The following is a 24,756-nucleotide window of genomic DNA, read 5'->3' on the forward strand; positions in this document are numbered from 1 at the left end:
GGAGCCCGGACCTCGTCCACCAACCGCGTCGCTCGTCGCTCGAATGAAGGCGCGTGGGGGTGTGCGCCCCCGGGACAAGCCCGCGTCAGGTCCCGGTTCGGAGTGGGCTGATCAGCAGCAGGGCGACGTCGTCGCTGCGGGGTGCGGATCGTTGAGCGCGGGCGATCAGACTGTCGGCCAGGGCGTCCATGGACTGGGTTCGGGCGCACGCGAGCTGGTCGGCGAGGGCGGCGATCGCTTCGTCGATGTCCGTACCCGGAGCTTCGACCAGTCCGTCGGTGTACAGGGCGAGCACGGCGCCTGGCGGCAGCGGTAGCTCCGTCGTGGGGTAGTCGGCGGCGGGGTCGATACCGAGAAGGAGCCCGGGCTGCGGCTGAAGAACCTCGGTGTGGCCGTCCGGGTGACGCAGGATCGGCGGGAGGTGCCCCGCGGTGGCCATACAGGCGCGTCGGCGGGCGAGGTCGAGGGCGACGTAGAGGCAGCTGGTGAACAGGCCGGCATCGAGGTCGGTGAGCAGGCGGTTCGCTCCGGCGAGGACCTCGCCGGGCGGTGCGCCGGCACCGGCGTGGACGGCGGTGCGGACCTGACCCATGAGGGTGGCGGCCTTGACGTTGTGTCCCTGGACGTCACCGATGGCGGCGACGGCCGCCGTCCTACTGAGGCGGATGAGGTCGTAGAAGTCGCCCCCGACCTCTATCCCGTAGCTGGCGGGAAGGTAGCGGGCGGCCACATCGAGGCCGGGAATGCAAGGCAGCGTGCGAGGCAGGAGGCTGGCCTGGAGGTCGTGCGCGAGCTGCTGTTTGGCGTCGTAGAGACGGGCGCGGTCCAGTGCCTGTGCGATCAGTCCGGCGGTCGCGGTGAGGACGGAGCGCTCCTCGGAGGGGAAAGTGCGCGGCCGATCGAAGGCGAGGACCAGCGAGCCGACCGGGCGGCCGGAGGCGATCAGCGGCAGAAACGCCCAGGCGGCCATCTCGTCCTGTCGGACGGCGGGCGGGTAGGCCCGTGCGAGGTCGGCGAAGGTGCCGAAGAAGCTCGGTTCACCTGTCGTCAAGACACGCACCGCAGGGGCCTCCGAGGTGAGCGGGATCGCGTCGAAACGGTCCATGAGTTCCGCGGAGTAGCCGTCGTATCCGATGATCCGCAGCCTGCCTTCTTCGGCGGCCATCAGGGCGAGGGCCTGACCGCCGAAGGCGGGCAGCACCTGGTCGGCAACCCTGGCGACGACGTCCTGCACGCCGACCGCTTCGGTGAGCGTGGCAGCCAGGTGCATCAGCTGGTACAAGGCAGTGGCCCGGCCGGGGTCGGTGGCGGGTGCGGGGTGCAGCAGCTCCGGAGGAGGCACGGCATCCGACGCGGGGGTCGGCACGATACGCACGCTGATGCCGGACGCGTCCGGATACAGGTGGAACTGCAGCCACTGGTCCGGGGGGCGCCGGGCGGTGAACGACGTCGGTCGGTGACTGAGCACCGCCGCCCGGTAGCGGTCCTCGGCGACCGGGTTGTCCAGCCACGCGAGCGCCTCCCATGGACGAGCCCCCAGCAGGTCGGCGATGTCTGCGCCGAGGAGTTCGGCCGCGGCGGTGGTGAGGAAGGTGATCCGGCCGTCCGTGTCGAGCGCGCAGCAGCCGCTGGGTAGGCGCTCGGTGAAATCGACCGCGGCCTGGGCTTCGGCCGGGCCGGCGGTGCGGTTGTGCGGGGCAGGCAGGATGCGTGGCTCGGGCCCCACCAGTACGTGGCCACTCGCGGCGGCCCGCTGGAGGATCGGGCGCATGCTGCGGCAGGTGTCGCTGATCACCTCACGCTCATGCGGGCTCAGCGTGGAAGGGTGCGCGCTGGACCAGTGCAGCACCAGGCCGCCCCACGCCGTCGAATCGATGCCGATCGGAGCGGCGGCCATGGTGAAGGGGTGCGGCAGGACAAGTGCCAGCCGCGGGTAGCGGCGCGCCAGCTCCTCCTGGCTGCCGATCCATACCAGACCTCGCTGCCGCACCGCATCACTCACCGGGGTCGCGGCGGCCAGCGGGACTCGTGCCCAGGGTGCGGCGATTCGTCTGGAGATTCCGCTCAGCACCGCGAGCTGCAGTACCTGACCGTCCGGGGACAATACGTAGACACCGCTGGCGTAGGCACCGGTCTCCCGCGCGCACTGGCCAAGGACAGGTTCCAGTGCGTCAGGGCCGCACCCCGGGGAGCGAGCGTCAGCGGCTGTGTCGCACACGCTTCACCTCCCCGTGAAGCGCCAACCGGCGATCCGCATGCCCGTCCGCCGTTGCCGGACGCCATTGTCCGGGCCGAGACCCGGGATCGCGTCGAGCGCCCCACGGGTTCTGACCGGCGGGTTCCGTCCCCGCGCAGCCGTTGTGTGCCGATGGCGTCGGACAGCGTCGGCACCGGCAGCGACGAGAAGACGGTCCCAGGAGCCCGGTACCGGACCGGCCGTACCTGACGTCACCCATATACGGACAATACGTCCACTGTCGTCAGGGGGCAGTGCCCCAATCTGACAGAGCCGGGGTTTGCTGATGCGAATCGTACGGATGTGACCCGGACCTCAGCTTGTTCCTCAACCTCACGAGCACCGCTCCGGACGTGCCGAACGGCGCCGTGACCTCACTTGACCTTGCCCCAACGGGAAGGGCGACAGTGTCTCCGTCGGCCGCATGAGCGGGCCGCATGCGCCAGCTTGGGGCAGTGGGGCCAGTAGGAGCACGCCACCTGCGCAGGCTTTGCCGTATGACAGGGCCCGCAGGATGGCCCACCGCAGTCCACGAGGGGATCCACGAGGGGCACGTGCCCTCGTGGATCCCCTCGACGGAGGCCGTAGGCCGCAGTGCATCCGGCTTCCGGGCCTTCGAGGATCCGGTTCGGGAGCTCCTCGGTCAGCCCGTAGCGCGTCCGGGACGGTGACCCCTCCCGATTGGTGTCGGGGCCCAGCGGTTATCCTTGCTCACCGGCCGGGGCTGCCGCCGCAGTCAGGGTGTCCGAGCCCAGCTCCGATGCCGCACATCGCCAGGCGATCTTGGAATGGATGCCTTCGCTCCATTGCTGCATCCCTATGGGCTCACCCTCTTCCAGGGCGCTTCGGGTCATGACGACTGGTGCGACCCGACGAGGGAACCGCGGAGGAGTCCGTCCCGCTTCTGGCCCCCGGCCCGTCGTCTTTGAAAGGTTCTCCTGCACCATGCCCTTGGCTCTGCTGGCCCTGGCTGTCGTCGCGTTCGGCATCGGCACGACCGAGTTCGCCACCATGGGGCTGCTGCCTCAGATCGCAGACGGAATCGGTGTGTCCGTACCGCACGCCGGCAACGTCGTGTCGGCGTACGCGCTCGGTGTCGTCGTCGGCGCTCCGCTGCTGACGGGCATATGCGCGCGTGTCCCGCACAAGCGATTGCTGCTGCTCCTGACCGGGCTGTTCGTGATCGGCAACACGGCGTCGGCCGTCGCCCCGGGCTTCGGCACGCTCTTCGCCGCCCGTTTCCTGGCAGGCCTGCCGCACGGCGCGCTCTTCGGCGTCGGCGCCGTCGTCGCCTCGCGGCTGGTCGCTGCGGACAGGGCGGCACGCGCCGTCTCGAAGATGTTCCTCGGGCTCACCATCGCCAATATCGTCGGGGTTCCGGCCGCCACGGCCCTCGGCCAGCATCTGGGCTGGCGCTCCGCCTACGGCGCGGTCGCCGTCATCGGCCTCATCGCGCTGGCCGCGCTGGCCGCCTTCGTCCCGCACCAGCCACGCGGGGAGCAGTCCGGCATCCGGCACGAGCTGCAAGCCATGGGCAACAAGCAGGTCGTCATCGGTCTGGCGACGGCCGTCGTGGGCTTCGGCGGCTTCTTCGCCGTGTACAGCTACCTCGTCCCGATGCTCACGCACCTGACCGGAATCTCCGACTCGTCGACGACCTGGGTGCTCGCCCTGTACGGCGTCGGCATGACGCTGGGCACCCTGATCGCCGGACCGCTCACCGACCGCGCACTGCGCCCGACGATGTACTGGGGGCTCATCCTGCTGGCCGCGGCCCTGGTGACGTTCTACTACGCGGTCCACGGCACCGTTCCCGCCCTGGTGACGATCACCTTCATCGGCGCGATGGGCTCCCTCATCACCACACCTGTCCAGATGCTGCTCATGGCCAAGGCCAAGAACGCCCCGACGATGGCGGCGGCCTCCAACCACTCGGCCTTCAACCTGGCCAACGCGGGTGGTGCCTGGCTCGGCGGCCTGGTCATCTCGGCCGGCTGGGGCTGGGCCGCGCCCAACCTGGTCGGCGCGGCGCTCGCCGTGGCCGGTCTGGCCCTCGCCTTCACGGGCGGTGTCATGGACCGGGGCCGGCGGCCCTCCGAAGTGATCACGCAGGCATCGCCGGCGACCGAACAGGAGACACCGGTCCCCACCGCGGACTGACCGGGCGAACGGGACTCGACGTCTCCCGGCGAGGCGTCGCGTCCGGCAGGCGGGCGGGGCTACTCGGACTTGCCTCGCCCCCGTGGTGACCGCGGTGTGGCGCGCTGGCGTAGCGGCGGTGCAGCAGCCGGCCCTGCTCCCCGGGCGGCGGCCGTTGCCATCGCCGCCCCTCCTGGCCTGTGGCGCACCGGCGTCCGTGCCGCCACGGCCGTCTATTGGGTTGCGGATGGGGCTCGTGGCGCGGCAGTGTGCGCGCAACCCTGGTTCCGCGGCGTGGTTCCGCGGCGTCTGCAGCTTGGGAGGCAGTCTCGTGGTGGTCGTTCCAGCTCGTCGTGTCGCACTTCTTGGAGGCGGCTTCTCAACGGATGAGGACGGACTGCTCGACGACTGGCTGCTGAACCACGCGAGGAGCCTCCGGCCCAAGGTGTGCTTCGTTCCAACGGCCAGTGGCGACGCGCCTGTATACATCGATCAGTTCTTGAGCGCGTTCACGTCACGCGACTGCCAGCCGTCTGTCCTGTCGCTCTTCCGGCGAGAGCTGGACGATGAGGCTCTACGGGCGTTTCTGCTCAGCCAGGACGTCGTGTACGTCGGCGGTGGCAATACTGCGAACCTGCTGGCGGTCTGGCGTGCACATGGAGTCGACCGGCTGCTGCGCGAGGCTTGCAGCCGCGGGACGCTGCTGTGCGGGATCAGTGCTGGTGCGAACTGCTGGGCGGAGGGCTCGCATACGGATTCTTTTGGTCCGCTGACGTTTCTGCAGGACGGACTGAGCCTTTTGCCGGGGTCGGTGTGCCCGCACTACGACAGTGAACCAGGGCGCCGCACTTCCTTCCGGGAGGCTGTGGCTCACGGCATGCTGCGCGCCGGCTGGGCGCTCGAGGACGGGGTGGGCGCCCTCTTCACGGATGGACGTCTCGAGGAGGCCGTCACCCTGAGGCCGGAGGCCCGCCTGTACTGGGTGCAGGCCGATGAAACTCACGGTGTGACGGAGGAAAGCCTGTCGTGCCGGTTGCTCAAGGGAGCGACGTGACATGGCTGCCGACGTCACCGTCTCAATCCAGGACAGGGCCTTGCGACATGTCGCGGCCGCGTCCAAGGGAAAGCCGCTCCCCGCGGACCTACGGGTGACGATGCACTTTCATCCCGACCGAGCCGCGGGGAGCCGTCCCATCCTGGTCCAGATGGCTCACGACGGCGTTTACCGGTCACAGTTCGTCACAGGAACGAGTAACGGCGGGCTGACCGCTCGTCCGGGCGGAGACCGATGGCGCTGGGAGAGCCGTATCTTCGCCGGCGCGTACGACGACGCCGCGCCTGACCGGCGTCCTGTCTACGGCGCGTTGAACCACCGCCGTGATTTGCACGGTGGTGCTCCCCGATTCGGCTCCTCCTTCTTCAGGCTCAAGCCTGAGGCCCTCACGCGCGCCACATTCTGCTATCCGGACAGTTCCGCCGAGCCGTCTGCCTTCGGTGTCGCCGATCGATGTGCGCTTGTCGCGCTTGCCGAGGCAGCGGACACGGATCCCCTGGACGGTCACATCGAGGCACACATCCACGGCCCAGTTCGCTTTGACGGTGACGTAGAGGCGCTCGTGCTGGACCCCAGCTATCGCGGCACAGCGGTCGAATACGCGGCAGAAAGCCTGCCGTGCTCCGTCGAGTGGCATCCCGGATTCCGGCTAAGCGTGGCCGAACTGCGTCAGCATCCGCACTATCGAGGCCCAGCGTATGTGGACCTGGGAGCCGAGATCGCCGCCTGTGGCTGGCTCACTCCCAGGGTCATAGGAGAAGCCGCCCACACAGGCCGGTACGCTCTCCAGGATCTGAAGAAGGTCTGGCACTGCCTGGCCCGGTTCGGGAAGCTCAGCGGCTCCTGAATCCCCTGCACACCAACAGCAACTCACCCTGGTCAGCTCCTGGGGCAGGTACTCCCACTGGGTGCCGACATGCAGCACGAACAGATTTCCGGGCCGAACGAGCCGGGCCATGCGTGAATGCCCGCCTCCGGTGCTGTTGATATCACGTGTGGAAGTCATCCGGAGTTGGCGCACCTTGTGGATCTTGCGCTTCTTCTCCTTGTCTTCCCGCTGGTGTCGAATCGCTGCGATCGTCGGTCGGGGCCACTCCGACGCCGCGGCTGAGCCGTGCCGTGTAGTTGTGCGTGAAGCTGCACAGGCATGCCACGACGGTGCCCAGGACGATCTCCAGTGCGACGACCACGGTGGCAATGACCAGCGTCTGCGACAGCGACGGCCCCACGCCGGGAGCCACGATGTAAAGAATCATCGACGCGGTGAACACGGCGCCGAGGACGCACACCCCCAAGCCCCCCAGCACGAGGAAGCTCATCAGGGTGACCGACCAGGGATTGGTCTCGGATATGCGTATGCGTGTGGGCCGGCGTGGTGGAGCGTGCGGGAGGGCCCGAGCAGATACCGGCGCCGGCTGTGGCGACTCGGGTTCGGGTGCCGTTGGTCCGGGCGCCGCCGGTTCCGTAAGGATGCGAGAGGCGATCCCCGGCGTCCGCTTACGACTCACGCTGAGGGTCCTGCCGCGCTTGGTTGGGCTCATGTCCACTCCCTGGCTACTCCCCACCTGCGACGTTATGTGCTGGGGTGCCGCCTCGCACGCCAGACGTTGACAGTGAGTGAACGGTGCGTGGAAAGGGATGGCGGCGCTGTCGCGCGAAGCTCGTCTTGCGTCTCAGCCCGACGAGCGGGTGACCGCGGCACCCTGGCGCAGGGCGCGGGGGATCTCGGCGACCTCGTCGACGGTTGCGATCAGTGCCGCGATGAGCGCCTGCGGCGCGTCGCTGTCGACCTCGATGGCGTAGGAGATGCCGGTGGATTTCCAACTGGAGGTGTCGAAGCCGCCCTCCGCCCGCACCCGGACACCCCGCAGTTCCACCCCGCCGGCCTCGGCCTCGCGGTAGAGGTCGTTGAGCACGCACGCCGCCACCGCCAGGTTTAGCACGTGGCCACCGGTGAACGCCGACCGCACCCCGACGCCGCCGGGCGTCCACCGGTGCGGGAGCCGGACGTCGTCGCCGTCTTCCTTCAGAAACGACCCCGCGCTCGCCACCACCGCGAACCGCTCATTCATGACCTGCCTCCTGTGGCCGTTTCCCAGTCGCAGCCCAGCCCGGATCCGTCCACGCATCATGGCGCACATCGAAGTGATGAGGCGGAGACTTCGAATTCCCGGTGTCGGCACCCCCGGCGCCGGTACCGCTCCCACTGGTCTCTTCTTCGTGCCCGCGCCCGCTACTGCGACGCAGACGACTGCAAGGGCCCCGAGCAGACGCACACCTTCCTGCGTGAGTACATCGCCACCCAGCCCGCCCCGGTGCCAGCCCGTGCGCCTTCGGTCCTCCGGGTAACAACGCCCCGATGGCGACGTCTTCTCCGACGCCTGAGCGACACGACACGGGCGTTCACGGCCTTTTCCCTCTGTCGGAAGTGGCTGGCCCCTGCAAGGGAAAGGTCTCCCCGCTGATCCAGTGCTCGAGGCAGGATCCGCAGAGGACCCGGCTCGACGCCGGGTCCTCTGCGGATCTGTGGGTCAGTCGGTGTCGTCGCCGCACTCCGGCTCGGCGAGGCTGTCCTGCCGAGCCGCTCGGGTCGGCAGCGACGGCTGGGTGCCGTCCTTGGCGACCGGCTGGAAGTAGTGGTCCAGCGCCCAGGCGGCCACGCGGGTGCCGGCCCGGCAGCCGACTACGTCCGCCGTGCGGGAGTGGACGCCGCCCCACACACGCGCGTCGACGACGTCCCGGTTGAGGTCGTCGGCGGACCCGTAGAACCGCGTGGTGCCGGTGACCGCGGAGGGGACGTAGAGGTCGATGTGCGAGGTGCGGAGGGCGCCGGTCAGGGCGCGTGCCACGGCGGCGGCGACGGTCGTATGGCCGGCGATGTAATCCGGGTGTGGTGGGGTGAGGAGGAGCGGCTCCCAGGCCGGGTCCGCCGTCGTCGCGGGGTTGCCGTCGGTGTCGGCGAGGCGGATGGCGGTGATCGGCCGCCAGGTGCCGTAGTGGAGCTTCGCGTCCCATGCCGTGACGACGGCGTCGGTCGCCGACGCGTTCACCGCGGCGAACAGCCGGGCCGTCTCGGCGATGCCGAGCCGGTGCCGGGCGGCGTGGTCCCGTACGGCGATCTGGACCTGTTCGACCAGGTTGCCGCTGAAGAAGAGGGCGGTCTCGGTCTGCTGCGCGCTCCTGCCCGAGCCGGTCTTCACGCCCATGGTCTTCAGCTCCTGGACATCCTCGGCGTAAGCGGCCGAGGAGAGGGCGGGTGGTCCGCCGGGCCGGAACTGCTGCGGGGAGGCGAGCAGGAGGGGGCGGAGCCTGGCGAGCCAGGTGTCGATGAAGGGCTGGAACGCGGGCGGGGTGGGCCGCCAGACCCCCGGTGCCGGGGAAGCGGTGAACGGAACGTCCGCGAACCTTCCGTCCCCTTCCCGGAGTTCGATGATGCGGGCGGCGGCGCGCTTTCCGTAGTCCACGCCCTGGTCTCTGGTATGACTGGCCGGAAGAGCGGCGAGCGAGTCCGCGTAGGCGGTGTCGAGCCGCTCCTTGAAGGCGGGGAAGTAGGTGAGCAGCATGTCGTGGGCCGCGGTGGCGGCGGCCGCCGCGGAGGATGCCTTGGCCGGACCGCGCTCGTGCCATTTGTACAGGGCGTAGCCGCCTTCGATCCCCACCACGGCGTTGTACACGGCGACGGAGACGAATCCCTGCCAGATCGCTGCCTGCCCGGAGGGGCGTGGGCCGAGGCTGGTCTTGATCGTGTCGGTGGCGATGGCGTTCCACTCGCGGACCACGGCTGCCGGGTCCGCCGCGGTCCGGGTGTGCGCGTCGGGGGGACTTGTCGCGGCGGTGAGCGTCACGAGGGCGATCGCCGCGACGGCACAGATGAATCCCCGGGCACGTGAACGCGGAGGAGCGGGAAGAGGGGGCTCTTGATACACAGCGTGCTCCCTAGAGTTGAGTGCCCAAGGCATAGCAACGGCCTACTTGGTGAGCAAGACAACTCGCCGCGAACCGGGCAGGTCAAGGCGCCCTCGAACGCCTCACCGCCCGCTGTGCGGAGATCACCGCCGGACAGCCCCTGCATCCGCCCCGGGCCCCGGCGAACCGCTGTGCCCTTGTTCCCCGAGAGTTCCCCATCGCAGCCTGTTGACCTGCTCTGTGACCGTCCGTCGAATCCTCGCCACGTTCTCGGTTCGTGTCCGACGACGGCCAATACCCGATCGCAACCTTCGACCGCATCCGCACCGCCCTTCGCACTCTCACCCCGGACACCGCGTCAGCCCCCAAGCCGGCCGGTCCGACTCCTCAGCCACTCGAACCGAAACGTTGCTGGTGGAAGCGACGTGGCTGCTGTCGCCGAAAGACTCTCGGCGCAAAGGGCTGTCAACGCGGCTTGACGTGGATCAAGCCGTCGTTCCTATGGATGATGTACCGCTGCGGGTGGGGCACCAAAGAAGGACAGGAGACCGTCCTCGCCGTCGAGATCACCCGTGACGGATTCGAGTGGGCACTGGAACACGCCTGCCTGTTGACACCGTCCGCCGCTGGGCAGTCGAGCGAACTGGGTCCTGGCTGGCCGACTGCCGACGGCTCCGCCGCCGCTGCGAACGCGAGTCCGAACACTTCCTCGCCTTCGTTGGCATGGCGGCAGCCCTCGTCGGCTGCCGCCGTCTTTCAGTGCGTTGTCACGGACCAAGCGCGCTCAACCCGCAGCGATCACGGCCTGGATCAGGCCCGGGAACCGGCGGTCCAAGTCCTCCTTGCGAAGGCGCATGTACAGGCCGTTCCCAGCGTCGCGCTGATACACCAAGCCCGCCTCGCGCAGTACTCGCCAGTGGCGGGTGCGACTGGACTTGCCCACCGGCAGATCGAAGGAAGCGCACAGCCGTTCTTCCTCCGGTCGTTCGGCCAGTTCGGCCACGACCCGACGCCGGTTCGCGTCGGCCAGTGCCAGAAGGATGGGCCCCACCTGCAACTCCTCGGCGCGAGGGTGCTCCAACTCGCCTGTCGTCATCACTTCACCCCTCGACAAGGTACGCCTAGTTGCGTACCTTCCTTGAGGTACGCAACCATGCGTACCTTACCGCCGCTGGGGGAGTCATGTCTGTAACCGCGTCACGGCGTCGCCGAGTCCTGTCGCGCATCTGCACGTCACTGCGCAAGCTCCTGCTCAGGGAGCACTCGCCCTTCATGACCCTCTGACCCGGCATGGCTCCGGCCGGTACCGCCGCTGGCACGCCCGACGTGGCGGTGCCCAGGGCGGTGGAATGGTCCGTCGGACGGAGCCACGCGGCCGGGGTTGACAGTCCTTGCTTGCCTCGAGGGTCATCGCTGTCCCCTGGGGTACCCGAATCACCACGATGGTCCGCGGTAGCGGGAGGCGGCGATGAGCGGCCCGGATGGTCCGCAGGAAGCCGTTGTCAGTGTTCTTGACACCCTCGGTATGGGTGCTTACTCAGGGGCTCGCGAACGGTCGCCCGGTGCGCCCATTGCCCACGCCTGCTCCCTCACGCACCGCACCTCATGGGTCGCGAGGAGTGAGGAAGGGCTGTCGAGGACAGGGGGCGGCATCCTGGAGGAAGAGGTGCGGCAGCAGGAGAGGAGGCGTGATGCGAACCAGCGACGAGATCTATCACCGGGTCCGCTGGGACCCGCGGTTCGATCCGGCCCGGTTCGTGCTGGGAGTCAGCGAGCGCGGGGGTGCCTTCCAACGCATCCCCCTGACGTCCTTCGTGCCCGGCGGCGACATCCCGTGGCACCGGGTGGTCTTCATCGAGGCGGACGGCTGGGTGGTCTGGGATCGAGCCACGGGCGTGGACCGCATCGACTCCTCGGGCGCAGGCCGGGTGCGGGACCACAACGGCTGACCCCGCTCGGCTCGCTGCTCGACGGACCTTCTCGTGGAGTCATGGCGATCGCGCACCGGCCTGCTGGTGACGGCCGCAGGCACGATGCTGCCCCCCCGTGCTGGTGGCCTTGCCCCCACTCGCAGGTCTGGGACGAGCGCTTCGGGATGCGTTCAAAGTGCAACGGTTCGATTTCTGTACACGCCAGGGGCTGACACAGGGGTCCTGGTGCGCGATAACGTGCCCGCTCGGCCTGATCATCGTACTGTCCGGGGACTGTTATGCCTGATCCTTCCATGCCGCCGGACGACCGGTCGGCGTCACCGGTGACGCCCCGTGTGACGACCGAGTCCCCGGCCGGGTCTCTGAGGCGGCGTCTGGTGCTGTCGTCCGTGCTGCCGCCGGGTGTGGTCGCCGTGACCGGTGCGGCGGCCACCGCGCTGCTGGGCGATGGCCACGCGGACCAGGCGTACCAGGGCGCGGTGTTCGGCGGCGTGGTGCTCATCGGCACCATGGCGGCCGCGATCGCGGGCATCCGGGCTTCGGCGGAGGCACGAGCAGTCACCAAGCACTGGGCGGAACTGTCCCGCGCAGCCGACCGAAATCGTGCCGCGCTGGTCGAGCTGACCCGTGCCGTAGCCGAGGGCAGGGCCGAACTGGATTCGCTGCGCCGTCGGTTGCGGGCCGGGGAGCGGCCTGTGAGCCGCCGGCCGGAACTCCCGCCGCAGACCGGCCCGGACGAAGTCTCCCGCCTCGGATTCGAGATCGCTGTGGCCCGGCACGAGGCGGAGGCAGCCCTGCTGGAGACGGCCGCCTCAGCGATCGGCGCGGAACACTACTCCCGGCTGGAGCAGTTCGAGGTGTTCGCCAACCTGGCGCGCCGTCTGGAGTCCCTGGTGCACCGCGAGATCGGTCTGCTGGACAACCTGGAGAACGAGGTCGAGGACCCCGACCTGCTCAAGGGGCTGTTCCGGGTGGACCACCTGGCCACCCGGATCCGCCGCTACGCCGAGAACCTGGCCGTGCTCGGCGGCGCGAACACCCACCGCCAGTGGACCCGCCCCGTCAGCCTGACCGACGTGCTGCGTTCCGCCGTCGCCGAGATCGACCAGTACGCCCGGGTCAAGCTGGTCCCGCCCGTCGAGGGATCGGTCAGCGGCCACGCCGTGGTCGACGTCGTCCATCTGCTGGCCGAATTGCTGGAGAACGCGACGGTCTTCTCACCGCCCCAGACCACCGTGCACGTACGGGTGGAGCCCGTCGCCGCGGGGGTGGCGATCGAGGTCGAGGACCGGGGCCTGGGCATGTCCCCGGCCGAGCGCGGCCAGATGAACACCGTCTTGAGCGCACCCGACAAGGTTGCGCTCGGAGAACTGCTTCAAGACGGCCGGATCGGCCTGTACGTGGTCTCCGTCCTGGCCCAGCGGCACGACATCGCCGTGCAGTTGCTGAGCAACGTCTACGGCGGCACTCAGGCCGTCATGGTGCTGCCCGAGGCACTGCTCGGTCCGCAGCCGGCTGCTCCCACGCCGGCGCCCCGCACCGTCCCGGCCCCTGACGCGGAGCCGCACGACCGGACGCAGACCGAGGCGGTGGACCTCCGGGCGACGGAGACGACCGTCGTCGCGGATCCGAGCGTGTCCGTTTCCGCACCCGAGCCCGCCCCGGCCCCCTCCGACGGCGAGGACGACCGCCCGCGGCTGCCTCAGCGCCGCCGTCAGGACCACGCAACCGAAGTGCCGCAGCCGGTACGCGGCGCCGGTGCTGCCGAGGACATCGCACACGACCCCGGCCTGATGGCCGCGTTCCAGACCGGACTACGCAGGGCCGAGGAAGCGGAGACGCCCTGATGGCCGAGGCCGCCCTGAAGGCCCAAGGTCCGTGCAGCAAACGTTTCTTTTGTCGAAGAGGAGTACATGATCGTGGCGAGCGAAGACCTTTCCTGGCTGTTGACGGGTCTGGTGAACCGGGTGCCGCACACTCGAAGCGCGTTGTTGCTGTCCTCGGACGGGCTGGTGAAGGCAGCGGAGGGGCTCGACAAGGACGCCGCGGACCAGTTGGCCGCGCTCGCCAGTGGGCTGTACTCGTTGGCGCGCAGCGCGGGCCGGCACTTCGACGACGGCGGTGACGTGCGACAGATCGTGACGGAGCTCAGCACCTCGCTGCTGTTCGTCTCGTCCGCCGGGCACGGCGCGGTGCTGGCGGTGCTGGCCGGACGCGATGCGGACGCGGCGGTACTGGGCTACGAGATGGGGATGATGGTGAAGAGCGTGCGTCCGCACCTGGCCACACCGCCCCGGCATCCGGTGGGGTGACCGATGACGCCGGTCCTCCCAGACGGACCGCAGCGCGACGAAGCGGCCGGGCGGCTGGTCCGTCCCTACACCGTGAGCGACGGCCGGACCAGGGCCACGTCCCACTTCACGCTGGTGACCACGGTGCGGGCCACCGGTGCCCAGACGCAGGGCGCTTTCGGCCTGGAGCATGCGCAGGTGCTGGCGCTGTGCGAACAGCCGGTGAGCGTAGCCGAGGTCGCGGCCCGGATGCAGGTGCCCGCCGCCGTGGTCAAGGTAGTGCTGTCCGATCTGGCCGAGGGAGGCGCGGTGGTCGCAGGTGATACGCACCCGGCGCCCACGGGCGACTCCGCACGACCTGATCGAGACCTCCTGGAAGCGGTACGCGATGGCCTTCTCAAACGACTGTGACCCGCTGCCCGCCGAAGTCCTGCCGGTGGGCGTCAAGGTGCTGATCGCCGGCGGATTCGGCGTGGGCAAGACCACCTTCGTCAACGCGCTCAGTGAGATCGAGCCGCTGAGCACCGAGGAGATGCTGACCGCCGTCAGCGCGGCCACGGACCGGCTGGACGGTGTGGAGAACAAGGCCACCACCACGGTGGCCTTGGACTTCGGCCGGATCACGCTCAGTGCGTCCCACGTCCTGTACCTGTTCGGTACTCCCGGGCAGGAGCGCTTCTGGTTCATGTGGGACGAACTCTCCGAGGGAGCGCTCGGGGCGGTGGTTCTCGCCGACACCCGCAGGCTGGAGCACTCCTTCGCGGCGGTGGACTTCTTCGAGCGCCGCGGCATCCCCTTCGTCGTCGCCGTCAACGAGTTCGACGGGGCCCACCGCTACCGCGGGGAGGAGGTGCGCACCGCCCTCGACCTCAGGCAGGAGGTGCCGGTGGTGCTGTGCGACGCCCGCGTCCAGAACTCGGGCATACGCGTGCTGCTCGATCTGGTTCAGCATCTGATCACAACAAGGAGTTCCCATGGCAGCGACACCGACCAACCCACCGTCCGGGCCTGAGTCCGGGATCGCCCTGCGCCATCTGCTCCTCCCCCCGGAGGATCCGCAGGTGCGTGCCCGATCCGAGCGGCTGCGTGAGCTGGGCATCGACGCTCGTCCGGATGCCGAACTCGACGCCTTCGCACGGGAGCTCGCACACCGTACCGGCGGCTGCTACGCCGGGGTGAACTTCTTCCTCGACGCCGACCGCCAGTACTTCGCAGGGTTGTACAGCGCGGCGCAGGACACCACGGCTCACGTGGGGCCGCCGTTGCTGGAGGAGCCGGTACCCGGCCGCGTCATGCCCCGCGACATCGACATGGGCATCTGCCCGCATGTGGTCAAACGCCGCCGGGCGCTGGTGCTGGAGGACATCCGGGACTTCCCGCGGTTCGCCGGCAACCCGGTGGTCGACGCGATCGGCGTCCACTCCTACCTGGGCGCACCGCTGATAGACAGCACCGGCGTGGTGCTGGGCACGATCTGCGTGGTCGACCAGGACCCACAGCCGTGGGGGCGCGAAGGGCTGGAGACCATCAAGGCCATGGCTGCCGAGCTGGTCGAGCGGCTGGAGGAGTCGGCGAACCGCCGCAGCTGACCGGCGCGGCCGGACGCGCACGCGGCCGCCCCGGAGCGGCGCCTACGGTGTTCCCATCTCAGCGGTCCCCCAAAGGGTCGAGCAGTTTGTGCAGCCTGTTCACGACGGCCCTTACACCGAAGCCGCTGAACCGGGCGCTGGCATCGCGTGCATCGCTGGGACGAGGCGGAGACGGTCATTGAGTACCGGCCCGATCACCCATGGCACTTGGCGTTGTACCTCAACGCCACCGGGGCCGAGCGCTTGGCGTGCAGCGGCCTCCAACGCGTGCCGCCTTCGCAGGAGGTCGGTCAGAAGCTCCAGCTGTAGAGGCCGGCACCTGTGTTCATCGCAGACGCTGCGAGCCGGGCAACTCCCTGGAGGACCGCCAGTAGATCGTCGTCGGTCATGTCCTCCCCGTCCTCAGCCCTGAGCCGCGTGGTCCAGCGAACAGCTAGCTCTTCGAGTTGGGCGGAGCTCGCGTGGGCCAGCGCCCGGGTCAATCGCTTCGGCAGAGCGAACACCTCAACACCGTCGTTCAAGGGTGCGGTGACCCACTCCGGCCACGTCCACCGAAGCAGCCGCTCTATTGGCGGGATCTCGGCCGAAGGCTCCTCGAAGTACATGTCCCACTCGGCGATAGCGCTATCCGGCTCAATGGAACGGCAGGTCACGGATTCGAAGGCCGCACTGGGTCCCTGCAGGCGTGTCGCAGCGGCGGTCTCATCGTCGGGGGCGAGGAAGAACACTATGTCGTGGGCCATCTGAGCATGATGGCAGCGGCATGCATGAACCATCTCGGTGAGGCGCGCCTGCGCACCTGGACGCTGCACTTCATGGCTCTCCTGGCAGCCGACATACATGCCCGCCCCCTTGCACGCCAGGTCGGGACCGGCACGGCCGTCCCCACCCGTCCGGGCGGCCGATGAGGGCCGCCCGGGACGTCGGGCTCAGGCGAGGTCGAACCGGTCGAGATTCATCACCTTGTTCCAGGCTGCCACGAAGTCACGTACGAACTTCTCTCGCCCATCCTGGGACGCGTAGACCTCCGAGATGGCTCGGAGCTGGGCGTGCGCACCGAAGATCAGGTCGACGGCGGTGGCGGTCCACTTGACCTCGCCGGTGGCGCGATCCCGGCCTTCGAACACGTTCTCGCCCTCAGTGGACGACTTCCACTCCGTGCCCATGTCGAGCAGGTTGACGAAGAAGTCGTTGGTCAGGACTCCGGGTCGGTGGGTGAGGACACCGTGGGGGGATCCCTTGAAGCCGGTGTCCAGGGCCCGCATGCCGCCGATCAGCACCGTCATCTCGGGAGCGGTCAGTGTCAGCAGGTTGGCGCGGTCCAGCATGAGGGTCTCCGGCGACAGCTTCTCGCCCGCGGGAAGGTAGTTGCGGAAGGCATCCGCCTTGGGCTCCAGTACGGCGAACGACGCCGCGTCGGTCTGCTCCTGCGAGGCGTCCGTACGCCCCGGTGCGAACGGAACCGTAACGTCGCACCCGGCGTCCCTCGCGGCCTGCTCGACGGCCGCGCACCCGCCGAGGACGATCAGGTCGGCGAGGGAGACCCGCGTTCCACCGATGTTGGACTGGTTGAAGTCCTGCTGCATCCGCTCGAGCGTGCGCAGTACCTCGGTCACCTCCGGGAGGTCGTTGAGCTCCCAGTCCTTCTGCGGCGCGAGCCGGATCCGTGCTCCGTTCGCCCCGCCGCGCTTGTCGGTGCCGCGGAAGCTCGCCGCCGACGCCCAGGCGGTGGTGACCAACTGGGAGATGGAAAGGCCCGAGGACAGGATTCTGCTCTTCAAGGCGGCGACGTCCGCGTCCCCGACCAGTTCGTGCTCGACGTCGGGGACGGGGTCCTGCCACAGTTGCGGCTCGGGAATCCACGGGCCGAGGTAACGTGAGAGGGGTCCCATGTCGCGGTGCAGGAGTTTGTACCACGCTTTGGCGAACGCCACCGCGAGTTCGTCCGGGTTCTCGTGGAACCTCTTCGTGATCGGGCCGTAGACCGGGTCCACCTTCAGCGCGATGTCCGTCGTCAGCATCATGGGGGCGTGCCGCTTCGACGGATCATGGGCGTCGCGTACGGTGTTCCTTGCCGCGGGATCTGAGGGAGTCCACTGGTGGGCGCCGGCGGGGCTGGTCGTCAGCTCCCACTCGTACCCGTAGAGATTGTCCAGGTACCCGTTGTCCCACTTGGTCGGCTCGGTGGTCCATGCTCCCTCCAGACCACTGGTGAGCGCGTGGGGGCCGGTGCCGCTGCCGTATGTGTTCCGCCAGCCGAGACCCTGCTGCTCGATGGGGGCCGCCTCGGGTTCCGGTCCGAGATAGCTCGGGTCGACCGCGCCGTGACACTTGCCGAAGGTGTGGCCGCCGACGATGAGTGCGACTGTTTCCTCGTCATTCATCGCCATGCGCCCGAACGTCTCTCGAATGTCCCCGGCGGCAGCCATCGGGTCCGGGTTTCCGTTGGGCCCCTCCGGGTTGACGTAGATCAGGCCCATTTGAACGGCGGCGAAGGGGCCCGTGAGTTCCCTGTCGCCGCTGTAGCGCTCATCTCCGAGCCATGTGTCCTCGGGCCCCCAGAAGATTTCCTCGGGCTCCCAGATGTCCTGTCGTCCGAAACCGAACCCGAACGTCTTGAACCCCATGGATTCCATGGCGCAGTTTCCGGTGAAGACCAGGAGATCGGCCCATGAGATCTTCGGGCCGTACTTCTGTTTGACCGGCCAGAGCAGACGGCGCGCCTTGTCCAGGCTCGCGTTGTCCGGCCAGCTGTTGAGGGGGGGCGAAGCGCTGTGCGCCGCTGCCGCCACCACCGCGGCCGTCCTCAATGCGGTACGTTCCTGCGGCATGCCAGCTCATTCGAATGAAGAGCGGCCCATAGTGACTGTAGTCGGCAGGCCACCAGTCCTGGGACGCCGTCATTACCTCGAACACGTCACGCTTCAGAGCCTCTACGTCAAGGGTCGCGAACGCTTTCGCGTAGTCGAAGTCCTCGTCCATCGGATTGGACCGGGCCGAGTGCTGGTGAAGGACCTGAAGGTCCAGCTGATTCGGCCACCAGTCCCGGTTCGTCCTGGGCCGCTGAGTCGGCTTGGGCGTCGGTGAGGGGATTGCTGGATTCTCGCTTTCACTACCGGACATGCCCGTTCTTCTTCCTGTATGGGTGTTCCTTCTGCGGCCGGAGAATGTGTCCTACCGCGTCCGTATGGTCGCGCACCGCAGAGCACACCTTTGTGAAACACGCAGAGCACTCCGCATCACAGAAGTAGGAGAAGGGGCGGCCTTTCATCTCCCGTACCGATATCCGACGCGATACGTCAGCCCCCGGCCTTGCAGGGGGTGCCTGGCTGGTGGCGGCCGTGAGGCGTCGCACGCCTCACGGGCCCGGGTGAGCAGTGGCCGTCAGCAGACCGAAGCGCATGGGCCGAGGCGACGCGAAGACGACTCCTCCCGACCGGTAGTCACAGCCTCCCTCAGTCACCGCGCTGGCGCACGGCGAGTCAGCAAGGGGAAACCCGGTCGGTGTCTCCTGAGAGCCCGGTCATGCGGAGGAAAGTGTGTGCCGCCTGTCGGCTTCAGCAGCGCCTCGCTCCGTCCGCACGCCTGGGTGGCCGGGGAAGACTGCTGACGGTGGCGCAGCAAGGGGTCGCGTCATCGCCGAGCGCCGTCGAGCCACTCGTCGAAGGTGGTCGGCGCGATGCGGGCACCCTCGGCGGGCATGAGGACGTTGCCCGCCATCTCCGGTCCCAGTATCGATGACCACGTCGGGACCAGCCTGACCGTATGTCCGCGGGCATCGTTGGTGCGGCGGGCCATGTCCACCAGGTCCTGTGGCTCCGGGCCGGCGACATCGCGGTAACGCCCCTGTGGTGTGCCCGTGGCGATCTCGGCGAGGATACCGGCCACGTCCGCGGGTGCGATCGGCTGGATGAGCAGCGGTGGGATCGGGGCGACGCCGTCCTGTTCGGTCCAGCCGGTCACCGTCGCGGCGAAGTCCTGGAACTGAGTGAAGGGAACGATCGTCCACGGCACGGGGCTCTGGGTCACGAGGCGCTCCTGCTCACGCTTGCCGGCGTAGTGTGCGTTGCCTTCGACACGGTCGATTCCGACTATCGAGAGCAGTACGTGGTGACGGACACCGGCTCGTTCCTCGGCGGCGAGCAGGTTGCGGGTGGCGGTGCCGAAGTACGCCACCGCATCGTCCCGGTCGGCTGCCTCGTGGCTCGTGGCGTCCACGACGACGTCGACGCCCGTCAGGGCGGCGTCGAGGTTGTCTCCAGTGATCAGGTCCACGCCCAGTGAGCGGCTGATGCGCACTACTTCCTGTGCGGCCTGCTCCAGGACGGCGGCGGTGCGGGCGCCGATGTTCCCGGTCGCTCCGGCGACGGCGATGCGCATGGTCATTCCTCCTCTGTCATTCGTGATGTCACTCAGCTTTCCCCGTTGTCGGCATCCGTGGAGTGGGCGCGCACAGGGACAGGCCTCCGCGTGCTTGCCGCCCCCCCCAATAGGAGTATATGCTCCTATTGCGGGTGGGGCCCGCGCCGGGCCTTTTCCCCAGCCCGTTGCCCAGTCAGAAAGTTGTCCCATGACTACCTCCACTGGATCGGCCGCCGAGCGTGAGCGAACGCGAGACGCGGCGGTGGAGCAGACCCGGAGGACGCCACAGGGCGCTCGCCGGCCGCCCGTGAAGGCGTGGCTCCAGCCGGCCCTGATCTCGCTGATCGTCGTGGCCGCCTTCATCACGTGCTACATCGGTCTCCAGCGCGACCCGCAGCCCCACCAGGTGCCCATCGCCGTCACCGGGTCAAGCCTTCCGGGTGAGATACAGCAAGCCCTGGGGGACGCCGTCAAGGTTCACCCCAGCGCGGACGCCGCGACGGCGCGCCTCGCTCTGGAGCGGCACGACGTCGTGGCCGCGCTCGGTACCGCATCTCCCGGCCACCTGAGACTGGAGATCGCCGGAGCCGCCGGCGCGTCCACCACGTCGGCCGTGAGCACACTGGTCGACGCCTACGCCCGCGGTACCGGCGCGCACGTGACCACCGCGGACGTCGTGCCGCTGGCGGCGCACGACGCTCGAGGCCTGGCCGGGTTCTATCTGGCCTTCGGCGTGAGCTTGGCCGGTTTCGTTCTGGGCTCGAACGTCCTGGGGCTGGCCGGCGTCATGCGTCTGCGCCACCGGTTCTTCCTGCTCATCGGAACCTCCACCGCCATCGGCGCCGTCGGGGCGCTCGTCGTCGGCCCCGTCCTGGGTGCCGTTCCGGCCCCGCTGGTACCGCTGATCCTCGTCCTGGCCCTGCTGGCCGTCGCCACCGCGTTCACCACCAAGCTCCTGGGTGTTCTGCTCGGCCCGATCGGGCTCCCGGTCACCACGTTGCTGCTGCTGACCGTCGGCAACGCCACGAGCGGCGCGGTCATCGGAGCCGACCTGCTGCCCGCCGGGGCCCGCGCGGTCTCCGCCCTGCTGCCACCCGGAGCAGCTGTGAGGGGCATCGCCGATCTCAGCTACTACAACGGCGCACACCTGGGTGGCCCCGTGATCACCCTGACCGTGTGGGCCGTCCTCGTCGGGCTCCTGCTGAGCCTGCGTCCCCGCCTGATACGACGTCGAGCAGCCGTCGCCTGACCGACGCCTCGCACCCCGCAGCCGTGATTGACGGGGCTCGGTGCCCGGCAACCGCAGGGCGACGCGGCCGCCAACGACTGCTCCAAGCCGCTGCGCACGAGCCCGTAGCCGTACCGCGTACGCTGCTCGAGTCCGAGAGAGGCCATTGTGAAGTCACGGAAGATTTTTCTCCGGCTGACGTCCCTCGCAGCCGCCGGAGCGGTCGCGGTCGGGTGCTTCCTTCACGTCTTCTAGCCGAACCCCGCCAGGGCTCGTCGCCGGAGCGCTTGATGCGGAAGGCGGCCTGGCTGGTCGCGCCCCTGGTGCACCGGTTTCGGCAGCCCTGGTGATTCACCTGGGTCGGGCTTGGAGAAGGCCGCCGAGCGAAGCCGAGCACCTGTCTCCTGAGCCGTCTACTCGGCCCAGGGATGGAACCCGGTGTCGAGGACGTCTTCCAGCGCGGCGCGGAGCTGGGCTGCCTTGTCGCCGCCGAAGCTCTCCTCGAATTCGGACTGCACGGTACGCCAATAGGGGAGGGCGGCTGTCATCCGGGCGAGGCCGCTGGGGGTGAGGGTGACCACGCGAGCGCGGCGGTCTGTCGGTGACGGTTCGACGGTGACCAGGCCCTGGCGAGCCAGTGGTTTGAGGTTGCTGGCCAAGGTGGTGCGGTCCATGGCGATCATCTCGGCGAGGCTGCTGATGGTGATCTGCTCGTGGGTGCTCAGCTTCTGGAGGATGCTGAACTGCGTGGCGCGCAGGCCCGTCGGCGCGAGTGCCTTGTCGTAGGTCGCGCTGAGGTACCGGGCTGCCTTGCGCAACGCCAGGTTGTTGCAGGAGCTAGCGGTGTCCCTCTCGGTGCCGGCCATGCTCTCCTCCAGATGCGGGAACAAAGTACGAGTATATGCACCCAACGTCTGGAGGTCCCACGGCATCGGCGCCCAGCAGGGCGTACGGCAGTGCTCCGGTGGTACCGAGGGATGCAGTCGGCCACCCCCGGGCTCCTCGCCGATGCCTCGGCATGGCCAGAAGCCGCTGCTCGACTGCCAGGGCGCGCAGCGAGTCATCGGCGCGGGACAGTGCCTGTCCGGTTGGCCGCGACGACCGTTTCGCCGGGGCGTAGGCTCGAAAGACGCCGTCGCCGTCGGGTGCGGCAGCCGAGCTGTCAGAGGGCGGGCCGTCGCATCGCGCGGAGTCGCAGCCTCCGGAGCCGTGCCCCAGAAGCCCGAATCACGGCACTACCAGCCTCCGCTCGTAAGCGCCGCCGTGACCCCCGTGCGGTCCCCCCTAGAGGGGGGAGCGCCCTTGCGGCTCACCAATTAGGAGCATTGCTCCTTAATCCTGGATCGGTGTCACCAAAAACCTTCTCCGCACTTCCCGCGGCACCCAGGGAAGCGCCGCAGCGACGGCCGCGCCCCCGGGTCCGCCCGCAGATGCGATTGCGATCTTGCCTCCTCACGAAGAAAAGGAGACATACCTATGGCTGCCGGTCACCTCGCCCTCATCACAGGCGCGGGCGGCGTAGGTCGCGCTGTCATCGAGAAGCTGCGTGCACAGGACGTACCGGTGCGGGTCATGGTCCGTCGGGAGGACGACCGTGCCGCCCAATTGCGGGGACTCGGGGCCGAGGTCGTCCTTGGTGACCTCACGCGGCCCGAGACCGTCGCGGTCGCTCTGCAGGGCGCTCGGAGCATGTACTTCGCCATGCCCGTCTCGCCGGACCACCTGCTCGCGGCAACCGCCGTGGCGAGCGTTGCGCGCGAGTACGGCAAGCTGGACGCACTTGTGGACATGTCGCAGATGACCGTGTCGCAGATGACCGCCACCAGTACAGCGGAGTCCCGTCAGCAGCGGCTGCACTGGCTGGCGGAGCAGGTGTTCAACTGGTCGGGGCTGCCGGTGGTCCACATCCGGCCCACGTCGTTCCTGGACAATCCGCTGTTCACCACGCTTCCGGCGCAGACGATCCGCAAGAGGGGCACGATCGAGCTGCCGTTCGGAACCGGTCGCACCTCGCCTATCGCCGTTGACGACGTCGCCAGAGTGATCACCACTGTGTTGCGCGACCCCGCCTCACACGCGGGTCACGTCTACGAGCTGACCGGCCCGCGCACGGTCGACATGACCGAGATGGCCGAGACGTTCGCCAAGGCGCTGGGCCGGCCGGTCCAGTACGTGGACGTCCCCCTGGAGCAGTGGCGCAACGAGGTGCTCTCCACGATCGGCCTGCCGTCCCACATCGAGCAGCACATCGTCACCATGTGCCGCCTGCATCAGCAGAATCGGTACGACCGGGCTTCGGACGATGTCGAGCGCCTGACAGGGGCCGCGGCCCAGACGATCGAGGAATTCGTCGCGGCACGCAAGGACTTCTACCTTGCCTGACTTTGCCCCGGGTGCTCGCCGCCCGTGGGGGGCAAGCGCCAGAAAGCAAGGCGCCTGCCCCCGGACACGGGTAGCCGCGCCACTCGCACCCGCTCATCGAGCCAAGAGCTGTGCCAGACCGCCCCCAAGTCCCGTACGCACCCCCGTCCTTGTCCCGTACATGGATCCCGGGGCACGGATTATGGAAGTGATCAAGGAAATGCACCTGAAACTAGAGCTTTGCGTCCTGCCGGTCTCGGACGTCGACCGCTCCAGGGCCTTCTATGAGAAGGCCGGATTCCGGCAGCACGTCCTGGCGCCACTGACCGGTGCCGTGCGGTACTGAGGCCAGCTCCACTCGGCGGCTTCGCGTCAGAAGGTGCCGCATCCGCCGAGCGCCGGCCGACGCCGGGCAGGCGATCGCGCCGCGCAGCGATGACCCGCCACCAGTGCCAGCACAGCGCAGGCAACGACGGCGGCGTCGGATCACTGGGGGCCGCGGCGGCCCGCCTTCTGGGGCCTGGGGCGCGTGGCTCCTGGCCGGCCGCCGGACACGCCCTCGACCGCTTCCGCGACACGTTCGGCCCCGATGCCGTCGGTCCCGCCGCCACCTGCTCCTGCCGCCGTCCCGCGCCTCCAAGGTCTCGACGGCGACGAATGGGACCACCTCACCGACGCCATCGCTCACACAGCCAGGTGCGAGGTCTCGCCCTCAGGCCAGGCAGGTGAGGGGGCGTCCGCCGTTGTAGGCGACCATGTCGCCGAGGGCGGCCGCGACATCGATGGACCGGCCGAGCGGGCCGTCCTCCAACTCCGCGTACGCCCGGTGCAGGTTGCCGACGATGCGCTCGGCGTCGAGCAGCCCGGCGTACTCGCCCAGGTCGGTCTCGCGGGCGGTCTCCAGGGGCGTCAGCCCGGCGTCGCGGCCCGCCCGGGCGGTGCGCTGCACGAACCGCAGGTAGCCGAGCACCTCGTCGACCAGCTCGGGACCGGCGACCCCGCCATGGCCGGGGACGACGGTCGTCGCGCCCAACGGCTTGACCACCTCTTCCAGCACCTTCACGGCACCGGCCACCGAGCCCTGCAACAGGAAGGGCGTGCCGCCGTTGAACAGCAGGTCGCCGCTGAACAGGACCCCCCGTTCGGGCAGCCAGACGATGGAGTCGTTCGTGGTGTGGGCGGGCGTGCCGACGTGGCGCACCTCGGCGCGCAGGTCGTCGGACCACACCGTGACGCCCTCCGTGTAGGTGAGGAAGGGCGGTTCGATCGTGACGTCACCCCACTCGACGTCGGTCCAGAACGCGGCCGCCGCGCCCGGCTCGCCCCACTGCAGGACGCTCGTCCGGGTCCCCTCGTGGCCGACGATGGTGGCGCCGTCGAACAGGTGGTTGCCGAAGGTGTGGTCGCCGTGGTGGTGGGTGTTGATCAGGGTCCGTACCGGCTGGGACGTGACGGTGCCGATCGCGTCCAGGTAGGCCCGCGTGCGCCGCACGGTCGAGCAGGCGTCCACGCTGATCACGCCGCGCCGCCCTACGAGGAATCCGGTGTTGTTGATCCACCAACTGCCGTCGGGCTGTATGTAGGCGAAGACGTTCTCGCTGACCTCCTCGACCCGGGGTGGGGGAAGGAGGTTGACGTCGTGGTGGACACTGCTCACTG

General features: G+C 69.0%; 19 protein-coding genes and 5 pseudogenes. 14 read left to right on the top strand and 10 right to left on the bottom strand.

The annotated features are described in order from the left end of the window. Window positions 1–85: 85 nt before the first annotated feature. Window positions 86–2,167 (bottom strand): SpoIIE family protein phosphatase, encoded by a 2,082-nt coding sequence (locus AB0924_RS24025; protein ID WP_366912515.1) that lies wholly within the window; start codon window positions 2,165–2,167, stop codon window positions 86–88. Window positions 2,168–3,181: 1,014 nt separating this feature from the next. Here AB0924_RS24025 and AB0924_RS24030 point away from each other — a divergent pair. The 3 genes from AB0924_RS24030 (at window position 3,182) to AB0924_RS24040 (ending at window position 6,276) form a co-directional block, all read left to right on the top strand. Continuing rightward, window positions 3,182–4,396, top strand: a complete 1,215-nt coding sequence (locus tag AB0924_RS24030; protein ID WP_366912470.1) for an MFS transporter — start codon at window positions 3,182–3,184, stop codon at window positions 4,394–4,396. 313 nt (window positions 4,397–4,709) lie between these two features. After that, complete coding sequence (locus AB0924_RS24035; protein WP_366912516.1) at window positions 4,710–5,429, top strand: peptidase E; 720 nt, start codon at window positions 4,710–4,712, stop codon at window positions 5,427–5,429. A 1-nt stretch (window position 5,430) separates the two neighbouring features. Beyond that, window positions 5,431–6,276 carry a DUF3626 domain-containing protein gene (locus AB0924_RS24040; protein ID WP_366912471.1) on the top strand — a complete coding sequence of 282 codons (846 nt, stop codon included), beginning with the start codon at window positions 5,431–5,433 and terminating at the stop codon, window positions 6,274–6,276. Window positions 6,277–6,418: 142 nt separating this feature from the next. Here the strand turns inward: AB0924_RS24040 and AB0924_RS24045 are convergent, their stop codons facing one another. From AB0924_RS24045 to AB0924_RS24055, 3 genes are all read right to left on the bottom strand, one after another. Next, a complete protein-coding gene (locus tag AB0924_RS24045; RefSeq protein ID WP_366912472.1) occupies window positions 6,419–6,748 on the bottom strand; it encodes a hypothetical protein in 330 nt (109 codons plus the stop codon). A gap of 354 nt (window positions 6,749–7,102) precedes the next feature. After that, complete coding sequence (locus AB0924_RS24050) at window positions 7,103–7,501, bottom strand: OsmC family protein (RefSeq protein WP_358937274.1); 399 nt, start codon at window positions 7,499–7,501, stop codon at window positions 7,103–7,105. A gap of 459 nt (window positions 7,502–7,960) precedes the next feature. Further along, a complete protein-coding gene (locus AB0924_RS24055) occupies window positions 7,961–9,274 on the bottom strand; it encodes a vanadium-dependent haloperoxidase (protein WP_358937276.1) in 1,314 nt (437 codons plus the stop codon). 566 nt (window positions 9,275–9,840) lie between these two features. On the opposite strand from AB0924_RS24055, the pseudogene AB0924_RS24060 reads away from it, so the two are divergent. Together AB0924_RS24060 and AB0924_RS24065 are read left to right on the top strand one after the other, a co-directional pair. Next, window positions 9,841–9,945 (top strand): annotated as a pseudogene (locus AB0924_RS24060) (DUF4291 family protein); the annotation flags it as partial. 14 nt (window positions 9,946–9,959) lie between these two features. Then, a pseudogene (locus AB0924_RS24065) lies at window positions 9,960–10,094 on the top strand (IS5/IS1182 family transposase); the annotation flags it as partial. A gap of 25 nt (window positions 10,095–10,119) precedes the next feature. On the opposite strand, the gene AB0924_RS24070 reads toward AB0924_RS24065, so the two are convergent. Beyond that, window positions 10,120–10,431 carry a helix-turn-helix transcriptional regulator gene (locus tag AB0924_RS24070; protein ID WP_358937278.1) on the bottom strand — a complete coding sequence of 104 codons (312 nt, stop codon included), beginning with the start codon at window positions 10,429–10,431 and terminating at the stop codon, window positions 10,120–10,122. A 595-nt stretch (window positions 10,432–11,026) separates the two neighbouring features. Between AB0924_RS24070 and AB0924_RS24075 the strand changes: the two are divergent. The 6 genes and pseudogenes from AB0924_RS24075 to AB0924_RS24100 form a co-directional block, all read left to right on the top strand. Next, window positions 11,027–11,269, top strand: a pseudogene (locus tag AB0924_RS24075) (DUF504 domain-containing protein); the annotation flags it as partial. Between the two features lie 374 nt (window positions 11,270–11,643). After that, entirely contained in the window at window positions 11,644–13,113 is a 1,470-nt protein-coding gene (locus AB0924_RS24080) for an ATP-binding protein (protein WP_366912473.1), read from the top strand. Window positions 13,114–13,179: 66 nt separating this feature from the next. Continuing rightward, window positions 13,180–13,578: a roadblock/LC7 domain-containing protein gene (locus AB0924_RS24085; RefSeq protein ID WP_020937545.1), complete on the top strand. Its 399-nt coding sequence runs from the start codon at window positions 13,180–13,182 to the stop codon at window positions 13,576–13,578. 3 nt (window positions 13,579–13,581) lie between these two features. Then, a complete protein-coding gene (locus AB0924_RS24090; protein WP_358937282.1) occupies window positions 13,582–13,968 on the top strand; it encodes a DUF742 domain-containing protein in 387 nt (128 codons plus the stop codon). Further along, the gene (locus AB0924_RS24095) at window positions 13,946–14,569 is read left to right on the top strand and encodes an ATP/GTP-binding protein (RefSeq protein WP_358937285.1); all 624 of its coding nucleotides are present in this window, start codon (window positions 13,946–13,948) and stop codon (window positions 14,567–14,569) included. Before AB0924_RS24090 ends, AB0924_RS24095 begins: the two co-directional genes overlap by 23 nt. Beyond that, a complete protein-coding gene (locus AB0924_RS24100; RefSeq protein ID WP_358937287.1) occupies window positions 14,532–15,146 on the top strand; it encodes a GAF domain-containing protein in 615 nt (204 codons plus the stop codon). Before AB0924_RS24095 ends, AB0924_RS24100 begins: the two co-directional genes overlap by 38 nt. A gap of 290 nt (window positions 15,147–15,436) precedes the next feature. Here the strand turns inward: AB0924_RS24100 and AB0924_RS24105 are convergent, their stop codons facing one another. The 3 genes and pseudogenes from AB0924_RS24105 to AB0924_RS24115 all read right to left on the bottom strand — a co-directional run bounded on the left by AB0924_RS24105 (window position 15,437) and on the right by AB0924_RS24115 (window position 19,526). Then, on the bottom strand, window positions 15,437–15,889 hold the full coding sequence (locus AB0924_RS24105; RefSeq protein WP_358937289.1) for a hypothetical protein: 453 nt from the start codon (window positions 15,887–15,889) through the stop codon (window positions 15,437–15,439). 186 nt (window positions 15,890–16,075) lie between these two features. Beyond that, a pseudogene (katG, locus tag AB0924_RS24110) lies at window positions 16,076–18,269 on the bottom strand (catalase/peroxidase HPI). A 510-nt stretch (window positions 18,270–18,779) separates the two neighbouring features. Beyond that, window positions 18,780–19,526, bottom strand: coding sequence for an NAD(P)H-binding protein (locus AB0924_RS24115; RefSeq protein ID WP_358937291.1), 747 nt, complete (start codon window positions 19,524–19,526; stop codon window positions 18,780–18,782). Between the two features lie 190 nt (window positions 19,527–19,716). Here AB0924_RS24115 and AB0924_RS24120 point away from each other — a divergent pair, with 190 nt between their 5' ends. Then, complete coding sequence (locus AB0924_RS24120) at window positions 19,717–20,757, top strand: hypothetical protein (protein WP_358937293.1); 1,041 nt, start codon at window positions 19,717–19,719, stop codon at window positions 20,755–20,757. Window positions 20,758–21,149: 392 nt separating this feature from the next. Here the strand turns inward: AB0924_RS24120 and AB0924_RS24125 are convergent, their stop codons facing one another. After that, window positions 21,150–21,626, bottom strand: a complete 477-nt coding sequence (locus AB0924_RS24125; protein WP_358937295.1) for a MarR family winged helix-turn-helix transcriptional regulator — start codon at window positions 21,624–21,626, stop codon at window positions 21,150–21,152. A gap of 586 nt (window positions 21,627–22,212) precedes the next feature. On the opposite strand from AB0924_RS24125, the gene AB0924_RS24130 reads away from it, so the two are divergent. Both AB0924_RS24130 and AB0924_RS24135 read left to right on the top strand, forming a co-directional pair. After that, a complete protein-coding gene (locus AB0924_RS24130; protein WP_366912474.1) occupies window positions 22,213–23,118 on the top strand; it encodes an NmrA family NAD(P)-binding protein in 906 nt (301 codons plus the stop codon). Window positions 23,119–23,317: 199 nt separating this feature from the next. Then, a pseudogene (locus tag AB0924_RS24135) lies at window positions 23,318–23,401 on the top strand (glyoxalase); the annotation flags it as partial. Window positions 23,402–23,809: 408 nt separating this feature from the next. Here the strand turns inward: AB0924_RS24135 and AB0924_RS24140 are convergent. After that, complete coding sequence (locus AB0924_RS24140) at window positions 23,810–24,754, bottom strand: MBL fold metallo-hydrolase (protein WP_366912475.1); 945 nt, start codon at window positions 24,752–24,754, stop codon at window positions 23,810–23,812. Window positions 24,755–24,756 lie beyond the last annotated feature (2 nt).

It is taken from the genome of Streptomyces sp. NPDC047869, assembly GCF_040704065.1.
GTDB lineage: Bacteria > Actinomycetota > Actinomycetes > Streptomycetales > Streptomycetaceae > Streptomyces.

Coding starts and splice junctions, on each gene's coding strand:
- AB0924_RS24030 (WP_366912470.1), top strand. CDS start 3,182: ATGCCCTTGGCTCTGCTGGCCCTGGCTGTCGTCGCGTTCGGCATCGGC.
- AB0924_RS24040 (WP_366912471.1), top strand. CDS start 5,431: ATGGCTGCCGACGTCACCGTCTCAATCCAGGACAGGGCCTTGCGACAT.
- AB0924_RS24045 (WP_366912472.1), bottom strand. CDS start 6,748: ATGAGCTTCCTCGTGCTGGGGGGCTTGGGGGTGTGCGTCCTCGGCGCC.
- AB0924_RS24050 (WP_358937274.1), bottom strand. CDS start 7,501: ATGAATGAGCGGTTCGCGGTGGTGGCGAGCGCGGGGTCGTTTCTGAAG.
- AB0924_RS24070 (WP_358937278.1), bottom strand. CDS start 10,431: ATGACGACAGGCGAGTTGGAGCACCCTCGCGCCGAGGAGTTGCAGGTG.
- AB0924_RS24085 (WP_020937545.1), top strand. CDS start 13,180: ATGATCGTGGCGAGCGAAGACCTTTCCTGGCTGTTGACGGGTCTGGTG.
- AB0924_RS24090 (WP_358937282.1), top strand. CDS start 13,582: ATGACGCCGGTCCTCCCAGACGGACCGCAGCGCGACGAAGCGGCCGGG.
- AB0924_RS24095 (WP_358937285.1), top strand. CDS start 13,946: ATGGCCTTCTCAAACGACTGTGACCCGCTGCCCGCCGAAGTCCTGCCG.
- AB0924_RS24100 (WP_358937287.1), top strand. CDS start 14,532: ATGGCAGCGACACCGACCAACCCACCGTCCGGGCCTGAGTCCGGGATC.
- AB0924_RS24105 (WP_358937289.1), bottom strand. CDS start 15,889: ATGGCCCACGACATAGTGTTCTTCCTCGCCCCCGACGATGAGACCGCC.
- AB0924_RS24115 (WP_358937291.1), bottom strand. CDS start 19,526: ATGCGCATCGCCGTCGCCGGAGCGACCGGGAACATCGGCGCCCGCACC.
- AB0924_RS24120 (WP_358937293.1), top strand. CDS start 19,717: ATGACTACCTCCACTGGATCGGCCGCCGAGCGTGAGCGAACGCGAGAC.
- AB0924_RS24130 (WP_366912474.1), top strand. CDS start 22,213: ATGGCTGCCGGTCACCTCGCCCTCATCACAGGCGCGGGCGGCGTAGGT.